The following is a 21,443-nucleotide window of genomic DNA, read 5'->3' on the forward strand; positions in this document are numbered from 1 at the left end:
TCGAACTGTCCTAGGCCGAGTCGGCCGGGAGCCAGTAACTGGGGCAATGACATGACGATTCGATCCATTCTGCTGGCGACGGCTGCCGTCGCCGGTTCCGCCGTGCCGGCCTTCGCCGCGCCGCAGCATCACCGTGCGCATCCGCACGCCGCACCCTCCGCCACCAAGGCGGAGATCGACGAACTGCGTTCCGAAATCGCGGACCTGCGCCAGCGCTTGTCCGAACAGACCGCGACCCAGAGCCAGGTCCAGGCGCAGGTCGCCACCGCCCAGGCACAGGCCGCGACCACCGAGACCGAGGTGGCCGCCATCTCCGCCAAGCAGGGCAGCGACACCGGAACCTCGCAGCTCGCCGCTGCGCAGGACGAGCTTCGCCGCCGCGTCGAGAAGGACGAGCATCCCGACCATATCGGCTACAAGGGCATCCAGCTGACGCCCGGCGGCTTCGTGGAACTGGCCGGCGTCTACCGCGACCACAACCAGGAAAGCGACATCGCCACCGGCTTCAACGCGATCCCGTTCGCGAACAGCCGCCTCGGCCATACCAGCGAAACGCGCTTCACCGCGCGCCAGAGCCGCGTGTCACTGCTCGCCGAGGGCAATGCGTCCAAGACCGTCCGCCTGTCGATGTACGGCGAGTTCGATTTCCAGGGCGCGGCACAGACCGCGAACTCGAACGAGAGCAACTCGTACAATCCGCGCATCCGCAACCTGTACGGCACGATCGACTGGGCGCTCGCGGGCGGCAGCGATCTGCACCTGCTCGCCGGTCAGAACTGGTCGCTGGTGACGATGAACGCAAAGGGCATCAGCCCGCGCAACGAAGTGCTGCCGCTGGGTATCGACGCGCAGTACGTGCCCGGCTTCGCCTGGACGCGCACGCCGCAGGTCCGCGTGACCGGCGACTTCATGGACAAGCATCTGTGGCTGGCGCTGTCGGCCGAAAACCCGCAGACCACCTTCTACACCACCGGCACGCCGGCCGGCACGACCGCGGGCTCCGTGGGCACTGCGGCCTCCCTGCCGGGCACCTTGGTGTACAACGGCACCGGGGCGTCGGGCTTCAACTCGGCCAACTCGCTGTCGATCAACCACATCCCGGACATCGTCGCCAAGGCGGCCTATGAGACCAAGATCGGCAAGCGCACGCTGCACATCGAGGGCTTCGGCCTCTATCGCGAGTTCAGCGACCGGGTCACCGGCGGCAACTACAACACGTCCGGCTTCTCGGGCGGCGGCAGCATCGCGATGCAGATCGTGCCCGGCGCGATCGACGCGCAATTCTCGGGCATGGCCGGCAAGGGCATCGGCCGCTACGGCAGCTCGCAGCTGCCCGACGTGACGTTCCGTCCCGACGGTTCGATCGCGCCGCTCGACGAATATATGCTGCTCGCCGGCATCATCACCCATCCGACCAAGAAGCTCGACGTGTTCGGCTTCGCGGGCGAAGAGGTCACGAGCCAGCGTTCGTACACGACGGCGGCCGGTCTGGCTTACGGCTATGGCAACCCGCTCTACACCAACACGGGCTGCCTGACCGAAGGTTCGAGCGTCTGCAACGGCAACACCCGCTCGATCCGCCAGGTCGAGGTCGGCTTCTGGCAGCGTCTCTATCAGGGTTCGTGGGGCCGTGCGCAGGTCGGCGCGCAGTATAGCCACACCTCGCGCCACACCTTCGCCGGCGTCGGCGGAGCGCCCGAGGCGGAGCAGGATATCGGCTTCCTCAGCTTCCGCTATTACCCGTTCTGATCGCATCGGGGCCGCTCTTCAGAGCGGCCCCTTTTTTTCAGGCTTCGGACGGCTGCCGCAAAAATCCGCTGTCTTAAAAGCGTAATCAAAGTGTCGCATTGCAGACCATCGCGCGATGTAGAGGTCGCCTCAAGGAGATAAAACAATGTTCAAGACCATCACCCTCGCGGTCGGCGGCCTCGCGCTGGCCGGCACCGCAATCGCCGCCGACCTGTCGGGCGCCGGCGCCACCTTCCCCGCGCCGCTCTATGCGCGCTGGGCGGAAATGTACGGCAAGATGGGCGGCGGTCGCCTCAACTATCAGGCGATAGGCTCGGGCGGCGGCATCAAGCAGATCAAGGCCAAGACGGTCGATTTCGGCGCTTCGGACAAGCCGCTGAAGCCCGCCGAACTCCAGTCGGCCGGCCTCTACCAGTTTCCGACGGTAGTCGGCGGCGTGGTGCCGATCATCAACCTGCCCGGCCTGCGCGCCGGCCGCCTGCGCCTGACCGGCGAGATCCTGGGCGACATGTATCTGGGCAAGGTGACGCGCTGGAACGATCCGCGCATCGTCAAGCTCAACCCGCAGCTCGGCATGCCCAACGTGCCCGTCACCGTCGTCCACCGTTCGGACGGGTCGGGCACCTCGTTCCTCTTCACCAGCTATCTGTCGATGAAGAACGGCGAGTTCGCCAGCAAGGTGGGCGCGAGCGACTCCGTGCAGTGGCCGACCGGCCTCGGCGGCAAGGGCAATGACGGCGTCTCGGCGTTCGTGAAGCAGACGGTCGGTTCGATCGGCTATGTCGAATATGCCTATGCCAAGCAGAACAACGCCTCCTACGCGCTGGTCGCGAACAAGGCGAACCGCTTCCCCGCCCCCGTCGCCGCCAGCTTCGGCGCGGCCGCCGCGGGCGCCAAATGGGCGCAGGCGCCGGGCAATTATCTGCTGCTGCTCGATCAGCCGGGTGCGAACGCCTGGCCGATCACCGGCGCGACGTTCATCCTGCTCTATCGCAACCAGACCGATCCGGCGAAGGGCGCCGCGGTGCTGAAGTTCTTCGACTGGGCCTATAAGTCGGGCGACCAGGCCGCAGCCTCGCTCGATTACGTGCCGCTGCCTGCCGCCGTGAAGGCGCAGATGCGCAAACAGTGGGTGACCTCGGTCACCGCGGACGGCAAGCCGGTCTACACCGCCAACTAAGGCGACCGGCATCGGGCGGGAACGCGTCGTTCCCGCCCGGGCCTCTTGAAGGATGATTTGAACGTGACGTCGACGATGGCCACCCGCCGCGCCTCCAGCGCTGCGACCAGCGAAAGTGCGGATGCCCTGTTCCGCTGGCTGTGCGCGGCGGCCGCCACGCTGCTGCTGTGCACGCTGACCGGCGTCGTCATCAGCCTTGCGATCGGCGGCTGGCCCGCGCTCAAGACGTTCGGCTTCGGCTTTCTCACGCACAGCGAATGGAACCCGGTCGACGAGATCTATGGCGCCGCCGGCCCGATCGTCGGCACGCTCGTGACGGCGATGCTCAGCCTCGCCATGGCGCTGCCGCTGGCGCTCGGCGTCGCGATCTTCCTCGTCGAATTCTGCCCGCCGCGGCTCGCACGGCCGATCGCGATCGCGGTCGAGCTGCTCGCGGGCATCCCCTCGATCGTCTATGGCATGTGGGGGCTGTTCGTCTTCGCACCCTGGTTCGCCGCGCATGTGCAGACGCCGCTGATGATGTCCGCCGCGCCCGGATCCTGGATCGAAAAGCTGGTGCAGGGCGTGCCCAACGGCGCCAACATCTTCACCGCCTCGGCGATCCTGGCGATCATGATCCTGCCCTATATGGCCGCGGTGTTCCGCGAGCTGATGCTCACCGTGCCGCCGGGCGTGCGCGAGGCGGGCTATGGCCTTGGCAGCACCTCGTTCGAGGTGATGAAGTCGATCACCGTGCCCTATGTCGGCCAGGGTATGATCGGCGTCATCATGCTGGGTCTCGGCCGCGCGCTGGGCGAGACGATGGCGGTGACGTTCATCATCGGCAATTCGCACGGCTTCCCGCATTCGCTCTTCGACAGCGGATCGACCATCGCCTCCACCATCGCCAACGAATTCGCCGAAGCGACCAGCGACATGCACACCTCCGCGCTGATCGCGATGGGACTGGTGCTGTTCTTCATCACCTTCGCGGTGCTCGCCACCGCCCGGGCGCTCCTCGCCCGCGCGCAGAGGATCTGACCGCCATGTCGCGCTTCTTCTGGCGTCGGTTCGTCAACGGCCTGTTCGTCGTGCTGTGCGGCGCGGCGACGCTCGTCGCGCTCACCGGCCTCGCGCTCATTCTGTGGTCGCTCACCACGCAGGGCATCGGCGGGATCAGCCTCCACCTCTTCACCATGGACCAGCCGTCGCCGGGGATGCCGGGCGGCCTGCGCAACGCGATCACCGGATCGATCGTCATGTGCCTGATGGCGATGGTGATCGCGGTGATCGTCGGCGTGATGGCGGGCACCTGGCTCGCCGAATATGGCGGCAAGACGCGCTATGGCTATGTCGTGCGCTTCATGAACGACGTGCTGCTGTCGGCGCCGTCGATCCTCGTCGGCCTGTTCGTCTACGAACTGCTCGTGCGCAACACACTGCACCATTTCTCCGGCATCGCCGGCGCCGTCGCCCTGGCGATCCTCGCCGTGCCCGTGGTCACGCGCACCACCGAAGACATCCTGCTGCTCCAGCCGAGCGCATTGCGCGAGGCGGGGATGGCGCTCGGCGCCACCCGCGCGTTCGTCACCCGGCGGATCGTGTGGCGCGCCGCGCGCGCCGGCCTGCTGACCGCGGCGCTGCTCGGCTTCGCGCGCATCTCGGGCGAGACCGCGCCGCTGCTCTTCACGTCGCTCGGCAACAATTTCTTCTCGCTCGACGTGACGCAGCCCATGGGCAGCCTGCCGACCACGATCTTCCAGTTCGCACTGTCCGCCTATGACGACTGGCGCCAGCTCGGTTGGGCCGGCGCGCTGCTGATCGCAGCCGCCGTCCTCCTCATCAACATCGTCGGGCGTGTCCTCGCCCGGGAGAAGACCCGCGCATGACCGATACGCTCGCACCCTCGTCCGAAGAGGCGAGCATCACGCAGCCGCCCGCCGACCGGCTGGTGCTGGAAACGCGCAACCTCGATTTCTTCTACGGCAAGACGCAGTCGCTGTTCGGGATCAACCTGGCGGTCGAGAAGAACCGGATCACCGCGCTGATCGGCCCCTCGGGCTGCGGCAAGTCGACGCTGCTGCGCTCGCTCAACCGCGTGTACGAACTCTATCCGAACCAGCACGCGGTCGGGCGGATCCTGCTTGCCGGCCAAGACGTGCTCGCCGACCGGGCGTCGATCGCACGGCTGAAGACGCGCGACGGCGACGAGGCCGGCATCGCCAGCGCCGCGATCGATCTCGCGCAATTGCGCGCGCGCGTCGGCATGGTGTTCCAGAAGCCCACGCCCTTCCCGATGTCGATCTACGACAATGTGGCGTTCGGCGTGCGGCTCCACCAGCGCACCTCGCGCACCGACATGGACGGCATCGTCGAGCGCGCGCTGAAACGCGCCGCGCTCTGGGACGAGGTGAAGGACAAGCTGACCGCTTCGGGACTCAGCCTGTCGGGCGGGCAGCAGCAGCGGCTGTGCGTCGCGCGCGGCATCGCGGTCGAGCCCGAGGTGCTGCTGCTCGACGAGCCGGCCTCCGCGCTCGATCCGATCTCCACCGCGCGGCTGGAGGAGACGTTGCTCGAGCTGAAGAACGACCTGACGATCGTGATCGTCACGCACAATCTCCAGCAGGCGGCGCGTCTGTCCGACCACACGGGGTTCATGTTCCTCGGCAAGATGGTCGAATTCGGACCCACCGCGGACATTTTCGCGCGGCCGCAGTTGAAGCGCACCCGCGACTATATCACCGGCCGCTTCGGCTGAGCGAGGATCATTTGCAATGACCGGCAACGATTTCACCGATCGGCACACCGTTTCGGCCTTCGACGACGAGCTGCGCGAGCTGCGCGGCCTGATCGCCGAGATGGGTGGCCTCGCCGAGGCTGCGCTCGCGCACGCGCTCGATGCGCTGGCCAAGGGAGACGTCGCGCTGGCCGAGCAGGTCGTCGCCGACGATCGGGCGATCGACGCGCTGGAGGCGCGGGTCGGCCAGCAGGTCGTGACGCTGATCGCCAAACGTGCGCCGCTGGCCGACGATCTGCGCGAGATCCTGGCCGCCTATCGCATCGCCGGCATCGTCGAGCGCACCGGCGATTACGCCAAGACCATCGCCAAGCGGATCCCGGCGATCGACCGCGCCGATGTCGGCGAGCCGATGCGCCTGCTCGCCGAATTGGGCCGCGCGGTGCTCGACATGATGCGCCAGGCGCTCAACGCCTTCGCCGCGCGCGACATCGAGGCTGCCCGTGCGGTCGGCGCGCGCGACCGGGAAGCGGACGATCTCTACAACCGTCTGTTCCTCGCCCTGCTGGCCGCGATGATGCAGGATCCCGCGATCATCCGCCCGTCGACGCATCTGCTGTTCGTCGGCAAGAGCCTGGAGCGCGTCGGCGATCAGGCGACGAACCTGGCGGAACTGGTCTATTTCGCGGCCACCGGCGAGGAACTGGCCGACCGCCACGCGGAATAGGCGCCGCCCTTCCCCCGCCGTTCAAAGCCACTCCGCCAGCCACCAGGTGGCGGCGCCGATCGCGGCGGCGGCGGGCAAGGTGAGCGTCCAGGCGACGAGGATCCCGCTCGCCACGTTCCAGCGCACCGCCGACAATCGCCGCGCCGACCCCACGCCGACGATCGCGCCGGTGATGGTGTGCGTCGACGACACCGGAATGCCGAAATGCGTGGCTGCGAACAGCGCGATCGCGCCGCCCGTCTCCGCGCAGAAGCCCTGGGGCGGCGTCAGCCGCGTGATCTTCGATCCCATGGTGTGGACGATGCGCCACCCGCCCGAGAGCGTGCCGAGCGCCATCGCCGCCTGGCAGGCGAGCATGACCCAGAGCGGCACATGGAAGGCGCCGTGCAGCATCCCCTGCGAATAGAGAAGGATGGCGATCACCCCCATCGTCTTTTGCGCATCGTTGCCGCCATGCCCCAGCGAATAGAGCGAGGCCGAGACGAGCTGGAGCCGGCGGAACCGCCGGTCTACCGCGAGTGGCGTCATCCGGATGCAGGCCCAGGCGACCGCAAGCACGAGGACCAAAGCGAGCGCCAGCCCCACCGCAGGCGAGACGACGATCGCGAGCACCGTCGGGATCACCCCGCCCCACATCACCGCGGCGAACCCCGCCTTGGCGACGCCTGCGCCGATCAGGCCGCCGATCAGCGCATGGCTGCTGCTGGAGGGGATGCCGAGTACCCAGGTGACGAGATTCCAGAGGATCGCACCCATCAGCGCGGCGAAGATCACCTGCGGATCGACCAGATCGGCGGCGATGATCCCGGTGCCGAGCGTCTGCGCGACCTTCAGCTTGAACACCGCGAAGGCGATGAAGTTGAAGAACGCCGCCCACAACACCGCGTGATGCGGCTTCAGCACGCGCGTCGACACCACGGTGGCGATCGAATTGGCGGCATCGTGCATGCCGTTCAGGAAATCGAACAACAGCGCCACGCCGATCAGCGCGACGAGCAGCGGCCACGCGATCATGGCCGATCACGCATGATCGATGACGAGCCCCTGGATCGCGTTGGCGATGTCCTCGAACCGGTCGATCGTCTTTTCGAGGCTGGCATAGATTTCGCGCCCGACGAGGAAGTCCATCGGATCGCCGCCGCGCGACTGGCGGAACAGCGCCTTCATGCCCGCATCGTGGATGTCGTCGGCATCGCCCTCGATCCGGATCAGCCGCGCGGTCAGATCGTGCAACCGCGCCGCATTGGGCCCGAGCGAGCGGAGCAGCGGGATCGCCTCGGCGGTGATCCGCGCCGCCTCCACCACGATCGCGGCCATGTCGCGCATCTGCGGCGTGAATTCCGTCACCTCATAGAGCGCCACCGCGTTGGCGGTGCCGTTCATCTGATCGATCGCATCGTCCATCACCCCGATCAGGTCGGTGATCGCGCTGCGGTCGAACGGCGTCACGAAGATGCGGCGCACGTCCTGGAGCACGTCGCGGGTGATGTCGTCGGCGGCATGTTCCTGCGCGACGATCGCGGCGATCTGCGTGGCGATCTCGCCCTCGCCATGGATCAGCCGGGCGAGCGCGGCGGCACCCGCCACCAGCGTCGCGGCATGCGCGTCGAACAGTTCGAAAAACCGCCCCTGTTTCGGCATCAACGCCTGAAACCAACCCAGCAACGGCACCCTCCTCGTCGCCTCCGTCCGTACCGCGGGAAGCACGCGCTCGGCCAGCGAAACAGGCATCGGCGGTTCGCGAAAGCCGGCGATCAGCCGCTTCAGATCGGGTTCGTCGACCGCATCGGCCGCATCCGGCAGCGAAAACCAGCGCGTCACGCGCTGGGCGCGCTCGGGCCAATCCGCCAGTTGCTCGACAAAGGCAAAGGGATAGACGGCAACGACAAGATCGCGGTCGCCCCGCGTGCGTCGCCGCTTCACATAGGTATATTCGCCGATCGCGGTCGGGCACGGGATGCCGCGGACGCCGGCCTCCTCATACGCCTCCTGCGCCGCCGCCTCGTGGGGCGCCAGACCGGCGATCGGATTGCCCTTGGGAAGCACCCACCGCCCCGTATCGCGCGAGGTGATGAGCATCACCTCGGCGCGGCCCTCCGCGTCAACCCGATAGGGTAAGGCACCGATTTGTCCTATGATTCTCGCTCCCGTCCGCCCGAACCTAGGTGCCGGGCGGACGCGCGTGAAGAGGATATACGCAATATCGGCGCATCGCGCGGCGCCGCGCGCAACCACGCCACGCCCCGGCCGTTCGGTCTGGGACGCAACGAGGAACAGCGACGATGTCGATCAAGAAGATGATGGCGCTCCATCCGAATGCCGGCGACGCGCCGGACGAAACCCGCGCCAAGGCGGCCAAGCATGCATTTTATTGCGCGCTGATGTGCACGTCGTGCGCGGACGCCTGCCTCGCCGAGCCGATGGACATGACGCAGTGCATCCGCACCTGCCTGGACTGCGCCGATATGTGCACCGCGACCGCGCGGCTGGTGGTGCGGCAGACCGGGCAGGACGTCGATATGCTGCGGGCGGCGCTCGAGGCCTGTATCCGCGCCTGCCATCTCTGCGCCGCCGAATGCAGCCAGCACGATCACCCGCATTGCAAACTCTGCGCCGAGATGTGCGCCGAATGCGCGGACGACTGCAAGGCGGCGCTCGCCGCCCTCGGCTGAGCGCGGAGTTCGGTCGGAGGCTAACCGGTCAGCGGGTGGTTGGGTCGGGAACCGCCTGCCACCCGCCGCCCAGCGCGCGGTAGAGGTCGATCAGGCGAAGCGCCATCTGCGCCTGCGCTTGCGCGACCGAATCCTCGCTGCGCAATACTCCTTCCTGCGCGGTGATCACATCCAGCAGCGTGGTGACGCCGTCGTGGTAGCGCTGATCCGCTGCCGCCAGCGCACGGGCATTGGCCTGCGAAGTGGCGACCGCGGCGGCGCGGCTGTGCTGCGCCTCGGCATAGGCGGTCAGCGCATTGTCCACGTCGTGCCAGGCCTGGAGCACGGTCTTGCGGAACTGGATCGCCGCCTCGCGCTGCTGCGACTGGCGGATACGCAGCGTGCCCTTCAGGCGGCCACCTTCGAAGATCGGCAGGTCGATCGACGGCCCGGCCATGAAGGCACGCGAATCGGCATCGAACAGCGATCCGAGATGCAGGCTCTCGAAGCCGAAATTGCCGGCCAGGCTGATGTCGGGATAGAAGGACGCGACCGCGACGCCGGTCTGCGCGGTGGCGGCATGCAGCCGCGCCTCTGCCTCGCGGATATCGGGTCGGCGGCGGGCGAGATCGGCGGGCAGCCCCACCGGAACGCTGGGCGGTACGAGCGGCTGCATCGCCGGTGCGTTCAGCTCGGCGGCCAGCGTGCGCGGCGGTTCGGCGAGCAAGAGTCCGATCGCGTTCACCAGCCGCGCCTGTTGCGCGTGGAGCGTGGGCAGATCCTGCGCGATGGCGAGACCCTGCGCATCGACCTGCGCCACCTCCAGCGTGGTCGCCACGCCGTCCGCGAACCGGCGCCGCACCAGCGCGCGCCGCTGGTCGGCGAGCGCGAGGTTGCGGTGCAGAATCCCCTCTTCCACCTGAAGCTGGCGGAGCTGGCAATAGGTCTGCGCCAGATCGGCGATGGCGGAAAGCGCAAGGCCATGGCGTGCCTCAACCGCCGCTTCGGTGTCGGCGCGCGCCGCCTCCACCGCGCGGCGGACGCGGCCGAACAGGTCCAGCTCCCACGCCGCGCTCAGCATCGTGCGGAACAGGTTGAACTCGAGCGGGGCCCCGGGCGCGGGCTCGGTCAGCGAGGCGGTGCCGTTGGGGCTGATCCGCTCGCGCTGATATTGGCCCTGCCCGTTCAGCCGCGGCAGCCCCTGCGACGCGGCGATGTCGCGCTCTCCGCGGGCCTGCGCGATCCGTTCGGCCGCCGCCTGGAGATCGAGATTCTGCTTGCCGAGCCGATCGACCAGGCTGCTCAGTTCGGGATCGCGGAACGAGTCCCACCAGCGTATGTCCACCGTGCCCGCCACGGTGCGGCTCGCCACGTCGGCGGCGGTCGTGCCGAACGCCGCGGGCGCGTCCACCTGGGGTCGCGTGAAGTTCGGCCCGACGGTGCAGCCGCCGAGCAGCAGCGCCGCCGCGATCCAGCGCCTCATGGCGCGGTCACCCGACCGGCCTGGTGCCGCTGCGCCGCGACGACGTCGTCGAGATTGGTGTCGACCCACACCTCGACCGACATGCCCGCGCGCAGCAGCCGGGCGAGCGGCTGGCCGCGGTCCACCACGATCTTCACCGGCAGACGCTGGACGATCTTGGTGAAATTGCCCGTCGAATTGCTCGGCGGCAGCGGCGAGAAGGTCGCGCCCGATGCGGCCGGCAGGCTGGCCACATGGCCGCGCAGATCGATGTCATACGCATCGACATGGATTCGGGCATATTGGCCGGGCCGCATGTGGCGCAACTCCAGCTCGCGATAATTGGCCATGACATACACGTCGCTGAGCGGCACCAGCATCAGGATCGGCGCACCGGGCGCCACGAAATTGCCGACCTGCACCGTGCGTTCCGACACGGTGCCCGTGATCGGCGCGACGATCCGCGTATAGCCGAGGTTGAGCTTGGCTTGGCGGAGCGACGCCAGATCCTGCTTCACGCGCGCTTCGGCCGCCGAACGATCCGCCACCAGCGCATCGAGCGTATGGCGTTGCGCGTCGAGCCCGGCGCGCGCCTGTTCGAGCGACGCGCGCTGCTGCACCACATCGGTATCGGCCTGCTGGTGCTGCTGGAACGTGCCCGCGCCGGTGCGCGCCAGATCGGCATAGCGCGCCGCATCCGCATCGGACAGGCCGAGCCGCGCGCCGTTGCTCGCCACCTGCGCGCGCGCCTGGCGGATCTGCGAGGGCTGGCGCGCGACCTGCGCCTCGGCCTGCGCCACGCGCGCGCGGTCCGCGGCGAGGTTCGCCGTGGCCTGATCGAGCGTGGTGCGCAGGTCGCGGTCGTCGATCGTCGCGAGCAACTGGCCCGCGCGGACCGGCTGGTTGTCGTCCACGTCGACGGTCGCGATCTGACCGCCGACGCGCGGCGCCACCATCGCGTAATGGCCCGTCACATAGGCGTCGTCGGTCTTCACATTCTCGTGCGGCAACAGGATGATGAGCAGCACGACGACGACGAAGACCGCGACGACGACGGCCGCCACGATCCACGGCCAGCGCGCCTTGGGCTTGGCCTCGTCCTTCTTGTCCTGACCTTGGGAGGAATCGTCCTGCTGGTCGTCATCCGACTTCGCGTCGGGCTTGTCGTCGTCGGGCCGTTCGTCAGCCATGCCTGTTCACCGTCATTGCTTGGCCAGCGCGATGCGCGGCGGATAGGTGCGAGTGGGGATCACCGCCAGCGCGATCATCAGCGCGATCGCGAGCAGGCCCATGATCGCATAGGTGTCGATCGTGGTCAGCGTCGTCACTTGGCGTTCGAGTTCACGGTCGAGCGCCGCATAGACCGTGCGCGCCGCCGGTCCTTGCGTGTCGCGGGGCAGGACGCCCAGCTGTTCGAGCACGAGCCGGTTCTGTCCGAGCAGGTCGGTCAGCCGCACCCGGTGCAGTTCGCCGCGCCACCGCCCGATCAGCGCGATCGCCCACACCCCGATCGCCTCCGCCACCGCGCGCGGCGTGTTGACCAGCGCGGAGCCGTAAGGCCCCTCCTCCGGCTTGATCGTGTTGGTCGCGATCATCAGCAGCGGCATCACGACGAAGGCGAAGCCCAAGGCCTGGAACGCCTCGCCCAGGATGAATTGCTGCGGGCCCCAGGCGCTCGTCACATGCGCATCGAGATAGCAGGCGAACAGGATGGAGGCGAAGCCCACCGCGTTGACCCAGCGCGCATCGACATGGCGGTGATCGAGCAGCACCGCGGTGAGCGGCAGCAGCACGATCTGCGACGCGGCGACGCCCAGGCTCAGCTGGTGGATCTGCACCGGCCGCAGCCCGCGCACCTGCTCGAGGAACGTCAGCGGCACCTGGCTCGCCGACAGCGACACGATCAGGAACACGATCAGCACGATCACCGGATAGGCGAAATTGCGCCGCGCCAGCAGATCGAAGCGCATCAGCGGCAGCGGGGCATAGCGTTCGACGATCACCAGCAGCGGCAGGCTGACGACGCTGACGAGCGCGAGGATGGCGATCAGCGGCGAATTGAACCAGTCGAACCGATCGCCCTGTTCCAGCACGATCGTCAGGCTGCCGAAGCCCGCCGCGACCAGCGCCACGCCCGTCCAGTCGAACCGGCGCAGCCGGTCATATTGCGGCGGCTCCTGCTCCATACCCCACCAGACGCACGCCGCCGCCAGCGTGCAGAAGGGCAGCGGCTGGAGGAAGATCCAGTGATAGTCGCGCAGCCCGTCGACCCACAGGGCGGCGAAGCTGGTCGCCAGATTGGGCGTCAGCGTCGCGGTCATCGCATAGACCGCCAGGCCGTAGAGCCGCACCTCGGGCCCGAGCACGCGAAGCGCCACCGTCATCAGCAGCGGGATCGTGAAGCCCGAGGCGAGCCCCTGGATCAGCCGCAGGATCAGCACCGGCGCCACCCCGCCGCCCAGCGCCATCAGCAGCGTCGGTACGAGGTTCATGAGAATCGCGAACAGCGCGAAGCGGCGGAAGGAAAAGGCGATGCCAAGCGAGGGCGCCATGCACATGCCGACCACCTGCCCGGTGACGAACAGCGTCCGCAGCCAGCTCGCCTGATCCATGCTGAGGCCCATGCCGCCAGCGACGTCGGGCAGGGCGATCGAAAGGACCTGGTCGTTCAGCTGTGCCGCGATCGCGGCGAGCACGATGCCGAGCAGCCCGATCCCTTGCCTGAAATCCATGTCGGGGTTCCGCCGCGGACGGAGCCCATCGCGCCTGCCCTGCCGCCGTGCCTGCCCCGCGGCCTTCGCACTTGCAACAGGAAGTGTCGGTTTTTGCTAGAGTTCGGGCTTCCACACATAAGCAGACCCGCGCTTTTCGATGCGGCCGATGCCGGGAAAGGGAAAATGCGGCGCAAAGACGCGCTCGTGGCTGGCGGCCAGCGTGGCGAGCGTCGTCTCGCGGCGGTCGCGGCCCGCGATCGGATCATTGTCGTAGCCGATGATCCAGCCGGGCTCGGCGAGCGACACGATCGCGCTGTGCGCGGTATCGCCGATGTCGATCAGCCGCTCCTTCCCCGAGACGATCTCATAGCCGACATGACCCGGCGTATGCCCCGCCAGCGGCACGGTGCGGATGCCGGGCACGACGACCGCGCCGGGTGTGAAGGTGCGCACGCGCGGGCCGATCGCGGCGGCGAGCGCCGCGTTCTCGGGCTTGCTGCGCAGCCATTCCCATTCGGCGGCGGCCATGTGGATCGTTGCACCCGCAAAGGCGGGCCGGCCATCGGCGGCGAGCAGGCCGCCGACATGGTCGCCGTGCGAATGGGTGATGAGCACGTCGGTCACGCGCGCGGGCGCAACGCCGGCCAGTGCCAGGCTGCGCGGCAACGCCCCGCCCACCTTGGGCCCCAGGCCGGTATCGATCAGCACGATGCGCCCCGGCATCTCGACCAGCAGCGCATCCACGCCCAGCGGCAGCGTGGCGGTGTCGGCGCCCGCTGCGCCCAGCACCTTGGCCACCGCCTGCGGACCGACATTCTTGCCGAACACGCTGCCGTCGTTCGGCACCGCATTCACCATGTCGCGCAGCGCCACGAGCTTGACCGCGCCCAGCGCGAACGACTTGGCGGCGGGGCCGGCGGGCACGGGCCCGGCGATCGCGGCGCCGCCGATCAGGAGCGCGAGTGCGAAATGGGGGCGAAAACGGGGCATCGGACATCCTCGATACGGAATGGATTGTCGCAGCCTTAATCCGGCCCGCGCCGGATCGCCAGCATGCCCCGCTTCATCCCTGGGTGACGATCATCCCGTCCACGATCCCCACTGGCCAGGACGCCAGCCGCTGCCCGCTGCACGGGCCGCCGACGCAGAGCCCGTCATCGATGCGGAACAGCGCCGAATGCCAGCTGCACGCGATCAGGCCGCCATCGGGCGTCAGATAGCCGTCCAGCGCTTGCGCGAGCGGCACGCCCATATGCGGGCAGCGATCGACATAGCCGACGACCGTGTCGCCGCGCCGCACGACGAAACCGTGGAACCGCCCGGCGCGCATCTGGAGCACGAAATTGCGCGCGGCGCCGTCCGCGATCAGCGCGAGCGGCCCGAGCGTGACGCCGGCGGGCGTCGCCGCCAGCCGCGCGACGGCCGCCTGCGGATCGCTCACCGCGGCAGCCGCGCCTTGGGGAAATCGGCCCAGACCGCATCATAGTCGAGCTGCGCATGGTCCAGCGCATAGGCCGTCGGCTTGTACGGCCAGCAGCTCTCCAGCATGAACGCCATCGTGCCGTCGATCTTGTGCGGCTTCAGCTCGGCCGCGCTCGCGCCCTGCCAGCTCGCCACGTCGGGGCCGTGACCCGACATCAGATTGTGCAGCGAGATGCCGCCCGGCCGGAATCCCTCGGCCTTGGCATCATAGGCGCCGGTGATGAGGCCCATCGCCTCGCTCATCACGTTGCGGTGGAACCAGGGCGGCCGGAACGTGTCCTCCGCCACCATCCAGCGCGGCGGAAAGACGACGAAATCGGCATTGGCGCGGCCCGGCACGTCGCTGGGCGAGGTCAGCAGCGTGAAGATCGAGGGATCGGGATGATCGAAGCTGACGCTGCCGATCGTGTTGAACCGCGCCAGATCGTAGCGCCACGGCGCCAGATTGCCGTGCCACGCCACCACGTCGAGCGGGCTGTGATCGAGCGTGGTGGTCCATAGCGAGCCCATGAATTTCTGCACGACCTCGGTCGGTTCGTCGCGATCCTCGAACCAGGCGACCGGCGTCTCGAAATCGCGCGGATTGGCAAGGCCGTTGGCGCCGATCGGGCCGAGATCGGGCAGGCGGAACAGGCTGCCGTGATTTTCCGCGACATAGCCCGTCGCCGCGCCATCGGGCAGCAGCGCGCGGAACCGCACGCCGCGTGGGACCAGCGCGATCTGGCCGGGCGATACCATCATCCGCCCGAGTTCGGTCCGCAATTCCAGCCGCCCCGCCTGAGGCACGAACAGCAACTCACCATCCGCGTTCATGAACACGCGCGCCGCCATATCGGCGTTCGCCGCATAGACGTGCAGCGCCACCCCCTCCAGATCGGCGGGATCGCGGTTGGCGAGCATCGTCGTCATGCCATCGATCAGATCGGTGCCGGGCGCCGCCGCGGCGACCGGATCCCAGCGCAGCCGGTTGGGCGCCAGCGGCGCGTCGGTCGTGCCGGGCGCGAACCGCTGAGCGCCGTCGTAGCGGACGAACGGCGGATGCTCGGCGGTGGGGCGCATGCGATACAGCCAGGACCGGCGGTTTTCGTGACGCGGCGCGGTGAAGGCGGTGCCCGAGAGCTGCTCGGTGTACAGGCCGAACGCGGGCCGCTGCGGGCTGTTGCGGCCGATCGGCAACGCGCCGGCCACCGCCTCGGTCGACACATGGTTGCCGAAGCCGGGCATATACCCGCCCGGGCCGGCGGTCTCCTGCGTGGCGGCGATCGTCTGGTGATTGGTCATGACATCCTCTTGCCCCACCTTGTCCGATCCCCGCCAGCGACCGCCGGCCCTTCGAAACTCTTCCCGGCGTCGCACCGCCATCGTCACGGCCCCATCGGTCGCGGCCAAGCCGCGCCCTATGGGGCGGCGGCGGGGCCACGCCGGCCGGGCTCGCTCGGGCGCCTGCGCGCCCGCATCGTCCGACGCTTACGCGTCGACCGTGATGACGCCGCGCCGGATCTGGTCCAGCTCGATCGATTCGTACAGCGCCTGGAAATTGCCGTTGCCGAAGCCTTCGTTGCCCTTGCGCTGGATGATCTCGAAGAAGATCGGCCCGAACATGTTCTCGGTAAAGATCTGGAGCAGCAGCCCCTCCTCGCCGACATTGCCGTCGATCAGGATACGGTTGCGGCGCAGGCGCTCCAGATCATGGCCATGGTTCGGCACGCGCTTGTCGACCAGCTCGTAATAGGTCTCGATCGTGTCTTGCAGCTTCACGCCGCGCGCGCGCAGCTTCTCGACCGTCTCGAAGATGTCGTCGGTGGTCAACGCCAGATGCTGGATGCCCTCGCCGTTGTAATCCTTGATGAATTCCTCGATCTGGCTCTTGTCGTCCTGGCTCTCGTTCAGCGGGATGCGGATCGCGCGGTCGGGCGCGATCATCGCCTGGCTGAAGAGGCCGGTCGCCTTGCCTTTGATGTCGAAATATTTCTGCTCTTCGAAGCCGAAGATCTGGCCGTAGAATTCGGCCCAGGTGCGCATCTGCCCCCGCTTCACGTTGTGCGTGAGGTGATCGAGCAGGTCGAGCCCGACATTGTTCGCGGCCTCCGCCTCGGCGGCGCCGGGCACCGCGTTCCAGTCGTCGTAGAGCGAGCCGGCCACGCCGTGGCGATCGACCAGATAGAGGATCGATCCGCCGATCCCCTCGAGCGCGGGAATGCCGTCGAGCGCGGCGCCGGCGGGTGCCGGCCGGGCGCCGCGCGCGATCGCCGCGTCATAGGCGGCCTGCGCATCCTGCACCCGGAACGCCATCGCGCTGGCAGACGGCCCGTGCGCCGCGTGGAACGCCGCGGCATGGCCGCCCGGCTCGCGGTTGAGCAGCAGGTTGATCCGGCCCTGCTTGTAGCGGGTGACCGCCCTGGTCGGGTGGGTGGAGGCGGCGACGAAGCCGAATTGTTCGAGCTGGGCGGCCATCCGATCGGGATCGGGCGAGGTGAATTCGCAGAATTCGAAGCCGTCCAGCCCCATCGGGTTCACGTCCATATGGTCCATCGCGCTGCCCGTCCGTGATTTGGTATCGAATGATACGAACCTGCGCCTTTGCGGTGATCGTGTCAACGGTTACTATCGCCGCATGACCGAACTCGTGCTCGACGATTTCCTGCCCTATCGCCTCTCGATCACCTCCAATCTGGTGAGCGATGCGATCGCGCGCGCCTATGACGTGCTGTTCCGGCTTTCGATCACCGAGTGGCGGCTCGTGGCGGTGGTCGCGGAGACGGGCGGGATCACCCAGGGCGAGATCGGCCAGCGCACCCGGATGGACAAGGTGACGGTCAGCCGCGCCGCGATCGCGCTGGTCGAGCGCGGGCTGCTCGCGCGCGAGGCGAACCCCAGCGATCGCCGGTCGCACCGGCTGGTGCTGACCGACGCCGGGCGCACGCTCTACGCCGCGATCGCGCCCAAGGCGATCGAGCTGGAGCGGCGCATCTTCGCCAGCTTCAGCCCCGACGAGCTGGCGGGCTTCACCGCGATGCTCCACCGGATCGAGGCGGTGACACTCGCGCTGGAGCCGCCCGTCCACCCGCGCTAGGAGCCGGCGAAAGGAGAGCATGATGGCCGGTTTGTGGTTCGAGGAATTCGCGGTCGGGCAGCGCTTCGTGCACGAGATCCGCCGCACCGTGACGGAGGGCGACAACATGCTGTTCTCCGCGATGACGTATAACCCGGCGCCGATCCATATCGATCACGCCTATGCCGCGACCACCGAGTTCGGCCGGCCGCTCGTCAATTCGCTCTTCACGCTGGGGCTGGTGATCGGGCTGAGCGTCCAGGATACGACCTTCGGCACGACCGTCGCCAATCTGGGGATGCGCGAGACGGTCTTTCCCCATCCCGTGTTCGCGGGCGACACGATCCGCGTGGAAACCATGGTCGCGGCGCTGCGCGAATCGTCGTCGCGGCCGGGCCAGGGGATCGTCACCTTCGTCCATACCGGGCTGAACCAGCAGGACGCGGTGGTGTGCCGCACCGAGCGCGCCGCGCTGATGATGGCCAGGCCCGCTCAGGCGGCGGGATAGACCGACCGGCGCCAGCCCGACCGGTCGAACCGCGTCCACCGATCCTCGGGCAGCGCGAGCCGGTCCGCCACCGCGAACCAGACGGCGGGGTTGAACGGCAGGCCGACATGGCTGCCGCGCACGCGGATATTGTCGGTGGTGGCGGAGACCGGCTCGACGCAGTTGCGCCACGCCACGATCCCGTCGCCATGGCTGTAGATCGCGGTGGAGGGCACGGGCGGCGGCGTGCGGCTTTCGGCCAGCATTGCGGCGACGAAGACGTCGTCGATCCGGTCGCCCGACACGCGTTCGTAGAGCCGCGCGATCGAGCTGGCATAGGGGTTGCCGGTGAAGGGCGACCCCAAGGTGACGATCTGCCGCACCGCCTCCGGCACCGCGCGCGCGAGCTGGCGCGCCATCACGCCGCCCAGACTCCAGCCGACCAGGCTCACCGGCCGCCCGGTCGCCGCGCGCAGCGCCTCCAGCCGTTCGAGCAGCCGTTCCGATTCGAGGCCGATCGAACGCCGACCGAAATTGCGGCCGAGCTCCCAGCCGCGCGCGTCATGGCCGAGCGCACGCAGATAGCGGCGGAGCGCCGCGGTCGCATTGTCGTTCGCGACGAACCCCGGCAGCACGAGTACGCCGTGGCCGTCGCCCCGCGGCGCGAGCGCCAGCCAGGGCGCGGCCATCGGCAGCGCGGCCATCTCGGCCAGGGCGCGCGGCCCTTCCGCCAGCGTGAGCCAGCGCGGCGGGGGTCCGATGGCGACGGGAGCGTGGAGCAGCGAAACGATATCCGGTGTAAAGCCAGGGCCGGCGGACGGCGGGCGACCATAACGGAAACGGTCGATCTGCGAAACCGCTCCCGAACCGCCGGCCGTTCGCCGCCGTGCCGCGCGACCCTGCGGCCTCACAGATCCTTGGTCAGCCCCACGAAGAAGCCGCGTCGCGCGCCATATTGCGGGGCGCCCACGCCGATGCCCGATCCGTCGCGGATCTCGTAGACGTGATCGCCGACATTGGCGACGTCGAACCGGATCGCGATCCCCGGCCGATCGAGCCGATAGCTGGTCGACAGGTTCACCACCGCATAGCCCGGCAGTGACCGGCCATTGGGCACTTCGCCATCGGCGCGCAGCCCCGAACCGTAGAGTGCGTCCGCGCCGAAGCGCAGCCCACGCAGCGCCCCGCCCTGGACCTTGTACGAAAAGCCGCCCGACGCGGTGTAGGTCTGGTCGTGATCGAGATAGATATAATGGTTGCGGATATAGTCGAGATCGTCCTGCGAGAAGCTGAACTGGCTCGACACGATGTCCTTGCCCTGGGCCTTGGCATAGGCGAAATTGGCATAGGCGAGCAGCCCGTGCGCGGTGTAGCTCGCATTGGCCTCGACGCCGTGGATCCGGCCGCGATTATAGTTGAACGGCGTCAGCACGATCGGCGCGCCGAACTGGCCCTCGTCGATCAGATAGTGCGAATAGCGCAGATAACCGTCGACACCGAACGAGAAGGCGCCCCCCAGCTTCTGCTGGAAGCCGAGATCGATATAATGCTGGCGCTCGGCGAACGGCGTGGTGTCGGTCAGCGAATTGGCCTGCGCGCTGGTGCCCTGGAAGCTGGCGACCGACGTCGTCGCGACCAGCTCGAACGGGGGCGGCGAGAAATAGCGCGCATAGCCCAGATGCACCGTCGTCCCCGCCTGGCTGTAGACCAGATTGGCGCGCGGGCTGAACTGCTGTTCGCAGCGATAGCCGCAATAATGGTCGAACCGGCCGCCGAAATTGAACGTCAGCACCGGCAGGAGCTTCAATTCGTCCTGCAGATAGACGCTTTCCGTCCACGAGGTCTGGCCGCCATCGTCGGCGAGCGCGAAGGGCTGGCCGGCCTGCGTGCCGTCATTGGCCACGGGAAACACCAAGGTGCTGGTGCGGCTGCTGCCGCGATCGCGGGTAACGACCGCGCCGCCGCGTACCGTGTTCGTGTCGTTCAGCTTATAGGCCGCATCCACCTGGCCGCCGATCGCGAAATCGGTCTTGTACGCCTGCTGCGCCTGGCCGTTGAACAGCAGTTCGCCCAGATCGTCGGGGCGGTAGCGCAGCGAGGAATAGCGCGCGAAGGCGGAGAGCTGATAGGTCAGCCGCTCGTGATCGTGGAGCAGCGCGATCTGGCCGAACGCGGTCTTCTCGATCTGGCGCTCGTTCAGCGAGTCGCTCGGATAGTCGCGGGTGCCGCCCACCGCGTAGGGCGGCGTGGTGGAGCCGGCAAAACCGTCGTTCAGCGCCGTCAGCCCGCGCGGGTTCGGGATCTGGAAATATTGGTTCGAATAGCCGCCCACGAACGAGATCCGGTGGCTGTCGTCGATCGTGTGGTCGATATAGGTGAAGGCCTGGAACTGGTCGGTCTGGTCGTGCAGCGGGGTGCGGCTGTCGTCCACGCCTTCGATGCCGCGGTCGCTGTGGCGATAATCGCCCGAGACGAAGAAATTGGTGTTGCCGCTATGGCCGCCATATTCGACGCTCGGCTGGATCGTGCCGTTCGATCCGCCATAGATCGACGCCGATCCGCCATCGGCGAACAGCCCGCTCTTCGTCGTGATGTCGATGATCCCCGCGGTGCGCAGGCCATATTGCGCCGGCAGCGCGCCGGTCAGCAGGTTGAACCGGTCGATGATCCGCGGGCTCAGCGTCTGGCCGAACACCGCGATGCCCTCGGGCAGGATCGTACCGTTGATTCGATATTGCAGATTGTTGTGATCGTCGCGCACGTGGAACTGGCCGAAGCCGTCCTGCACGACGCCGGGCAATTGCAGGATGATCTGGTTGAAGGGCTGGTTGTCGCCCCCGGGCAGCGCCTGGATCGTGTCGTTGGTGATCGTGTAGCTCGTGGCGCCCAGCGACGGCTGGATCGCGGCGCGCGCCTCGTCCAGCCGGCGTGCGGTGACGACGATGTCCGACGGCGCGTTCGGCGCGGCCCGGCCGGCCGTTCCATCGACGCGCCCCTGCCCCGATACCGCGCCGGTCTGCGCGGTCGCCGGGTCCGCGGTGGTGCTGACCTGGGCCGAAGCCGCGGCGGCGGACATGGCGAGCAGGCTTGCCGTCATGAAGAGGATCGGGCGCATGGCAACTCCTGTCGATGGAAGCCATGCCGTTAGATGCGATATTGTATCATCACCAGCGCGAACGCATCGTCGCCATCGGATTGGATCGGGCTGTCGCAACAATGTCAC

General features: G+C 68.1%; 19 protein-coding genes and 1 pseudogene. 9 read left to right on the plus strand and 11 right to left on the minus strand.

Annotated elements, in window-relative coordinates:
• Nucleotides 1-51: 51 nt before the first annotated feature.
• The 6 genes from OXQ95_RS08650 (at nucleotide 52) to phoU (ending at nucleotide 6,372) form a co-directional block, all read left to right on the plus strand.
• Nucleotides 52-1,749: a hypothetical protein gene (locus tag OXQ95_RS08650; protein WP_267381199.1), complete on the plus strand. Its 1,698-nt coding sequence runs from the start codon at nucleotides 52-54 to the stop codon at nucleotides 1,747-1,749.
• 145 nt (nucleotides 1,750-1,894) lie between these two features.
• On the plus strand, nucleotides 1,895-2,929 hold the full coding sequence (pstS, locus tag OXQ95_RS08655; protein WP_242097182.1) for a phosphate ABC transporter substrate-binding protein PstS: 1,035 nt from the start codon (nucleotides 1,895-1,897) through the stop codon (nucleotides 2,927-2,929).
• A gap of 63 nt (nucleotides 2,930-2,992) precedes the next feature.
• On the plus strand, nucleotides 2,993-3,949 hold the full coding sequence (gene pstC / locus OXQ95_RS08660) for a phosphate ABC transporter permease subunit PstC (RefSeq protein WP_242097181.1): 957 nt from the start codon (nucleotides 2,993-2,995) through the stop codon (nucleotides 3,947-3,949).
• Nucleotides 3,950-3,954: 5 nt separating this feature from the next.
• Nucleotides 3,955-4,797, plus strand: coding sequence for a phosphate ABC transporter permease PstA (pstA, locus tag OXQ95_RS08665; RefSeq protein ID WP_242097180.1), 843 nt, complete (start codon nucleotides 3,955-3,957; stop codon nucleotides 4,795-4,797).
• Complete coding sequence (locus OXQ95_RS08670; RefSeq protein WP_242097179.1) at nucleotides 4,794-5,666, plus strand: phosphate ABC transporter ATP-binding protein; 873 nt, start codon at nucleotides 4,794-4,796, stop codon at nucleotides 5,664-5,666. Before pstA ends, OXQ95_RS08670 begins: the two co-directional genes overlap by 4 nt.
• A gap of 16 nt (nucleotides 5,667-5,682) precedes the next feature.
• Entirely contained in the window at nucleotides 5,683-6,372 is a 690-nt protein-coding gene (gene phoU, locus OXQ95_RS08675) for a phosphate signaling complex protein PhoU (RefSeq protein ID WP_242097178.1), read from the plus strand.
• 21 nt (nucleotides 6,373-6,393) lie between these two features.
• Here the strand turns inward: phoU and OXQ95_RS08680 are convergent, their stop codons facing one another.
• Together OXQ95_RS08680 and OXQ95_RS08685 are read right to left on the minus strand one after the other, a co-directional pair.
• Nucleotides 6,394-7,386: an inorganic phosphate transporter gene (locus OXQ95_RS08680; protein WP_267381200.1), complete on the minus strand. Its 993-nt coding sequence runs from the start codon at nucleotides 7,384-7,386 to the stop codon at nucleotides 6,394-6,396.
• A 6-nt stretch (nucleotides 7,387-7,392) separates the two neighbouring features.
• Entirely contained in the window at nucleotides 7,393-8,508 is a 1,116-nt protein-coding gene (locus OXQ95_RS08685; RefSeq protein WP_242097270.1) for a DUF47 family protein, read from the minus strand.
• A 146-nt stretch (nucleotides 8,509-8,654) separates the two neighbouring features.
• Between OXQ95_RS08685 and OXQ95_RS08690 the strand changes: the two genes are divergently transcribed.
• Nucleotides 8,655-9,044, plus strand: coding sequence for a four-helix bundle copper-binding protein (locus OXQ95_RS08690; protein WP_242097176.1), 390 nt, complete (start codon nucleotides 8,655-8,657; stop codon nucleotides 9,042-9,044).
• 28 nt (nucleotides 9,045-9,072) lie between these two features.
• Here the strand turns inward: OXQ95_RS08690 and OXQ95_RS08695 are convergent, their stop codons facing one another.
• The 7 genes from OXQ95_RS08695 to hppD form a co-directional block, all read right to left on the minus strand.
• Nucleotides 9,073-10,506, minus strand: a complete 1,434-nt coding sequence (locus tag OXQ95_RS08695; RefSeq protein ID WP_267381201.1) for an efflux transporter outer membrane subunit — start codon at nucleotides 10,504-10,506, stop codon at nucleotides 9,073-9,075.
• Nucleotides 10,503-11,675: an HlyD family secretion protein gene (locus tag OXQ95_RS08700; RefSeq protein ID WP_267381202.1), complete on the minus strand. Its 1,173-nt coding sequence runs from the start codon at nucleotides 11,673-11,675 to the stop codon at nucleotides 10,503-10,505. Before OXQ95_RS08700 ends, OXQ95_RS08695 begins: the two co-directional genes overlap by 4 nt.
• Before the next feature lie 12 nt (nucleotides 11,676-11,687).
• Nucleotides 11,688-13,217 (minus strand): MFS transporter, encoded by a 1,530-nt coding sequence (locus OXQ95_RS08705; RefSeq protein ID WP_242097173.1) that lies wholly within the window; start codon nucleotides 13,215-13,217, stop codon nucleotides 11,688-11,690.
• 96 nt (nucleotides 13,218-13,313) lie between these two features.
• Nucleotides 13,314-14,189 carry an MBL fold metallo-hydrolase gene (locus tag OXQ95_RS08710; protein WP_267381203.1) on the minus strand — a complete coding sequence of 292 codons (876 nt, stop codon included), beginning with the start codon at nucleotides 14,187-14,189 and terminating at the stop codon, nucleotides 13,314-13,316.
• Nucleotides 14,190-14,262: 73 nt separating this feature from the next.
• Nucleotides 14,263-14,640, minus strand: coding sequence for a Rieske (2Fe-2S) protein (locus OXQ95_RS08715; protein WP_267381204.1), 378 nt, complete (start codon nucleotides 14,638-14,640; stop codon nucleotides 14,263-14,265).
• A complete protein-coding gene (hmgA, locus tag OXQ95_RS08720) occupies nucleotides 14,637-15,962 on the minus strand; it encodes a homogentisate 1,2-dioxygenase (protein ID WP_267381205.1) in 1,326 nt (441 codons plus the stop codon). Before hmgA ends, OXQ95_RS08715 begins: the two co-directional genes overlap by 4 nt.
• A 186-nt stretch (nucleotides 15,963-16,148) precedes the next feature.
• Entirely contained in the window at nucleotides 16,149-17,213 is a 1,065-nt protein-coding gene (hppD, locus tag OXQ95_RS08725) for a 4-hydroxyphenylpyruvate dioxygenase (protein ID WP_267381206.1), read from the minus strand.
• An 82-nt stretch (nucleotides 17,214-17,295) separates the two neighbouring features.
• Here hppD and OXQ95_RS08730 point away from each other — a divergent pair, with 82 nt between their 5' ends.
• Nucleotides 17,296-17,754: a MarR family transcriptional regulator gene (locus OXQ95_RS08730; RefSeq protein WP_267381207.1), complete on the plus strand. Its 459-nt coding sequence runs from the start codon at nucleotides 17,296-17,298 to the stop codon at nucleotides 17,752-17,754.
• Between the two features lie 16 nt (nucleotides 17,755-17,770).
• Nucleotides 17,771-18,241 (plus strand): annotated as a pseudogene (locus tag OXQ95_RS08735) (MaoC family dehydratase); the annotation flags it as partial.
• Here the strand turns inward: OXQ95_RS08735 and OXQ95_RS08740 are convergent.
• Together OXQ95_RS08740 and OXQ95_RS08745 are read right to left on the minus strand one after the other, a co-directional pair.
• Nucleotides 18,226-19,131, minus strand: a complete 906-nt coding sequence (locus OXQ95_RS08740; RefSeq protein ID WP_267381208.1) for an alpha/beta fold hydrolase — start codon at nucleotides 19,129-19,131, stop codon at nucleotides 18,226-18,228. The pseudogene OXQ95_RS08735 and the gene OXQ95_RS08740 overlap by 16 nt on opposite strands.
• A complete protein-coding gene (locus tag OXQ95_RS08745; RefSeq protein WP_267381209.1) occupies nucleotides 19,128-21,335 on the minus strand; it encodes a TonB-dependent receptor in 2,208 nt (735 codons plus the stop codon). Before OXQ95_RS08745 ends, OXQ95_RS08740 begins: the two co-directional genes overlap by 4 nt.
• Between the last annotated feature and the right edge of the window lie 108 nt (nucleotides 21,336-21,443).

It is taken from the genome of Sphingomonas sp. GC_Shp_6, assembly GCF_026540835.1.
In the GTDB taxonomy this organism is placed as follows: Bacteria; Pseudomonadota; Alphaproteobacteria; order Sphingomonadales; family Sphingomonadaceae; genus Sphingomonas.

What these genes read in the sequence shown, in the direction of transcription:
- OXQ95_RS08650 (WP_267381199.1), top strand. Translation starts at nt 52, where the DNA reads ATGACGATTCGATCCATTCTGCTGGCGACGGCTGCCGTCGCCGGTTCC.
- hppD (WP_267381206.1), bottom strand. Translation starts at nt 17,213, where the DNA reads ATGGACCATATGGACGTGAACCCGATGGGGCTGGACGGCTTCGAATTC.
- phoU (WP_242097178.1), top strand. Translation starts at nt 5,683, where the DNA reads ATGACCGGCAACGATTTCACCGATCGGCACACCGTTTCGGCCTTCGAC.
- OXQ95_RS08700 (WP_267381202.1), bottom strand. Translation starts at nt 11,675, where the DNA reads ATGGCTGACGAACGGCCCGACGACGACAAGCCCGACGCGAAGTCGGAT.
- OXQ95_RS08695 (WP_267381201.1), bottom strand. Translation starts at nt 10,506, where the DNA reads ATGAGGCGCTGGATCGCGGCGGCGCTGCTGCTCGGCGGCTGCACCGTC.
- OXQ95_RS08705 (WP_242097173.1), bottom strand. Translation starts at nt 13,217, where the DNA reads ATGGATTTCAGGCAAGGGATCGGGCTGCTCGGCATCGTGCTCGCCGCG.
- hmgA (WP_267381205.1), bottom strand. Translation starts at nt 15,962, where the DNA reads ATGACCAATCACCAGACGATCGCCGCCACGCAGGAGACCGCCGGCCCG.
- OXQ95_RS08745 (WP_267381209.1), bottom strand. Translation starts at nt 21,335, where the DNA reads ATGCGCCCGATCCTCTTCATGACGGCAAGCCTGCTCGCCATGTCCGCC.
- OXQ95_RS08680 (WP_267381200.1), bottom strand. Translation starts at nt 7,386, where the DNA reads ATGATCGCGTGGCCGCTGCTCGTCGCGCTGATCGGCGTGGCGCTGTTG.
- OXQ95_RS08710 (WP_267381203.1), bottom strand. Translation starts at nt 14,189, where the DNA reads ATGCCCCGTTTTCGCCCCCATTTCGCACTCGCGCTCCTGATCGGCGGC.
- pstS (WP_242097182.1), top strand. Translation starts at nt 1,895, where the DNA reads ATGTTCAAGACCATCACCCTCGCGGTCGGCGGCCTCGCGCTGGCCGGC.
- OXQ95_RS08690 (WP_242097176.1), top strand. Translation starts at nt 8,655, where the DNA reads ATGTCGATCAAGAAGATGATGGCGCTCCATCCGAATGCCGGCGACGCG.
- OXQ95_RS08730 (WP_267381207.1), top strand. Translation starts at nt 17,296, where the DNA reads ATGACCGAACTCGTGCTCGACGATTTCCTGCCCTATCGCCTCTCGATC.
- pstA (WP_242097180.1), top strand. Translation starts at nt 3,955, where the DNA reads ATGTCGCGCTTCTTCTGGCGTCGGTTCGTCAACGGCCTGTTCGTCGTG.
- OXQ95_RS08670 (WP_242097179.1), top strand. Translation starts at nt 4,794, where the DNA reads ATGACCGATACGCTCGCACCCTCGTCCGAAGAGGCGAGCATCACGCAG.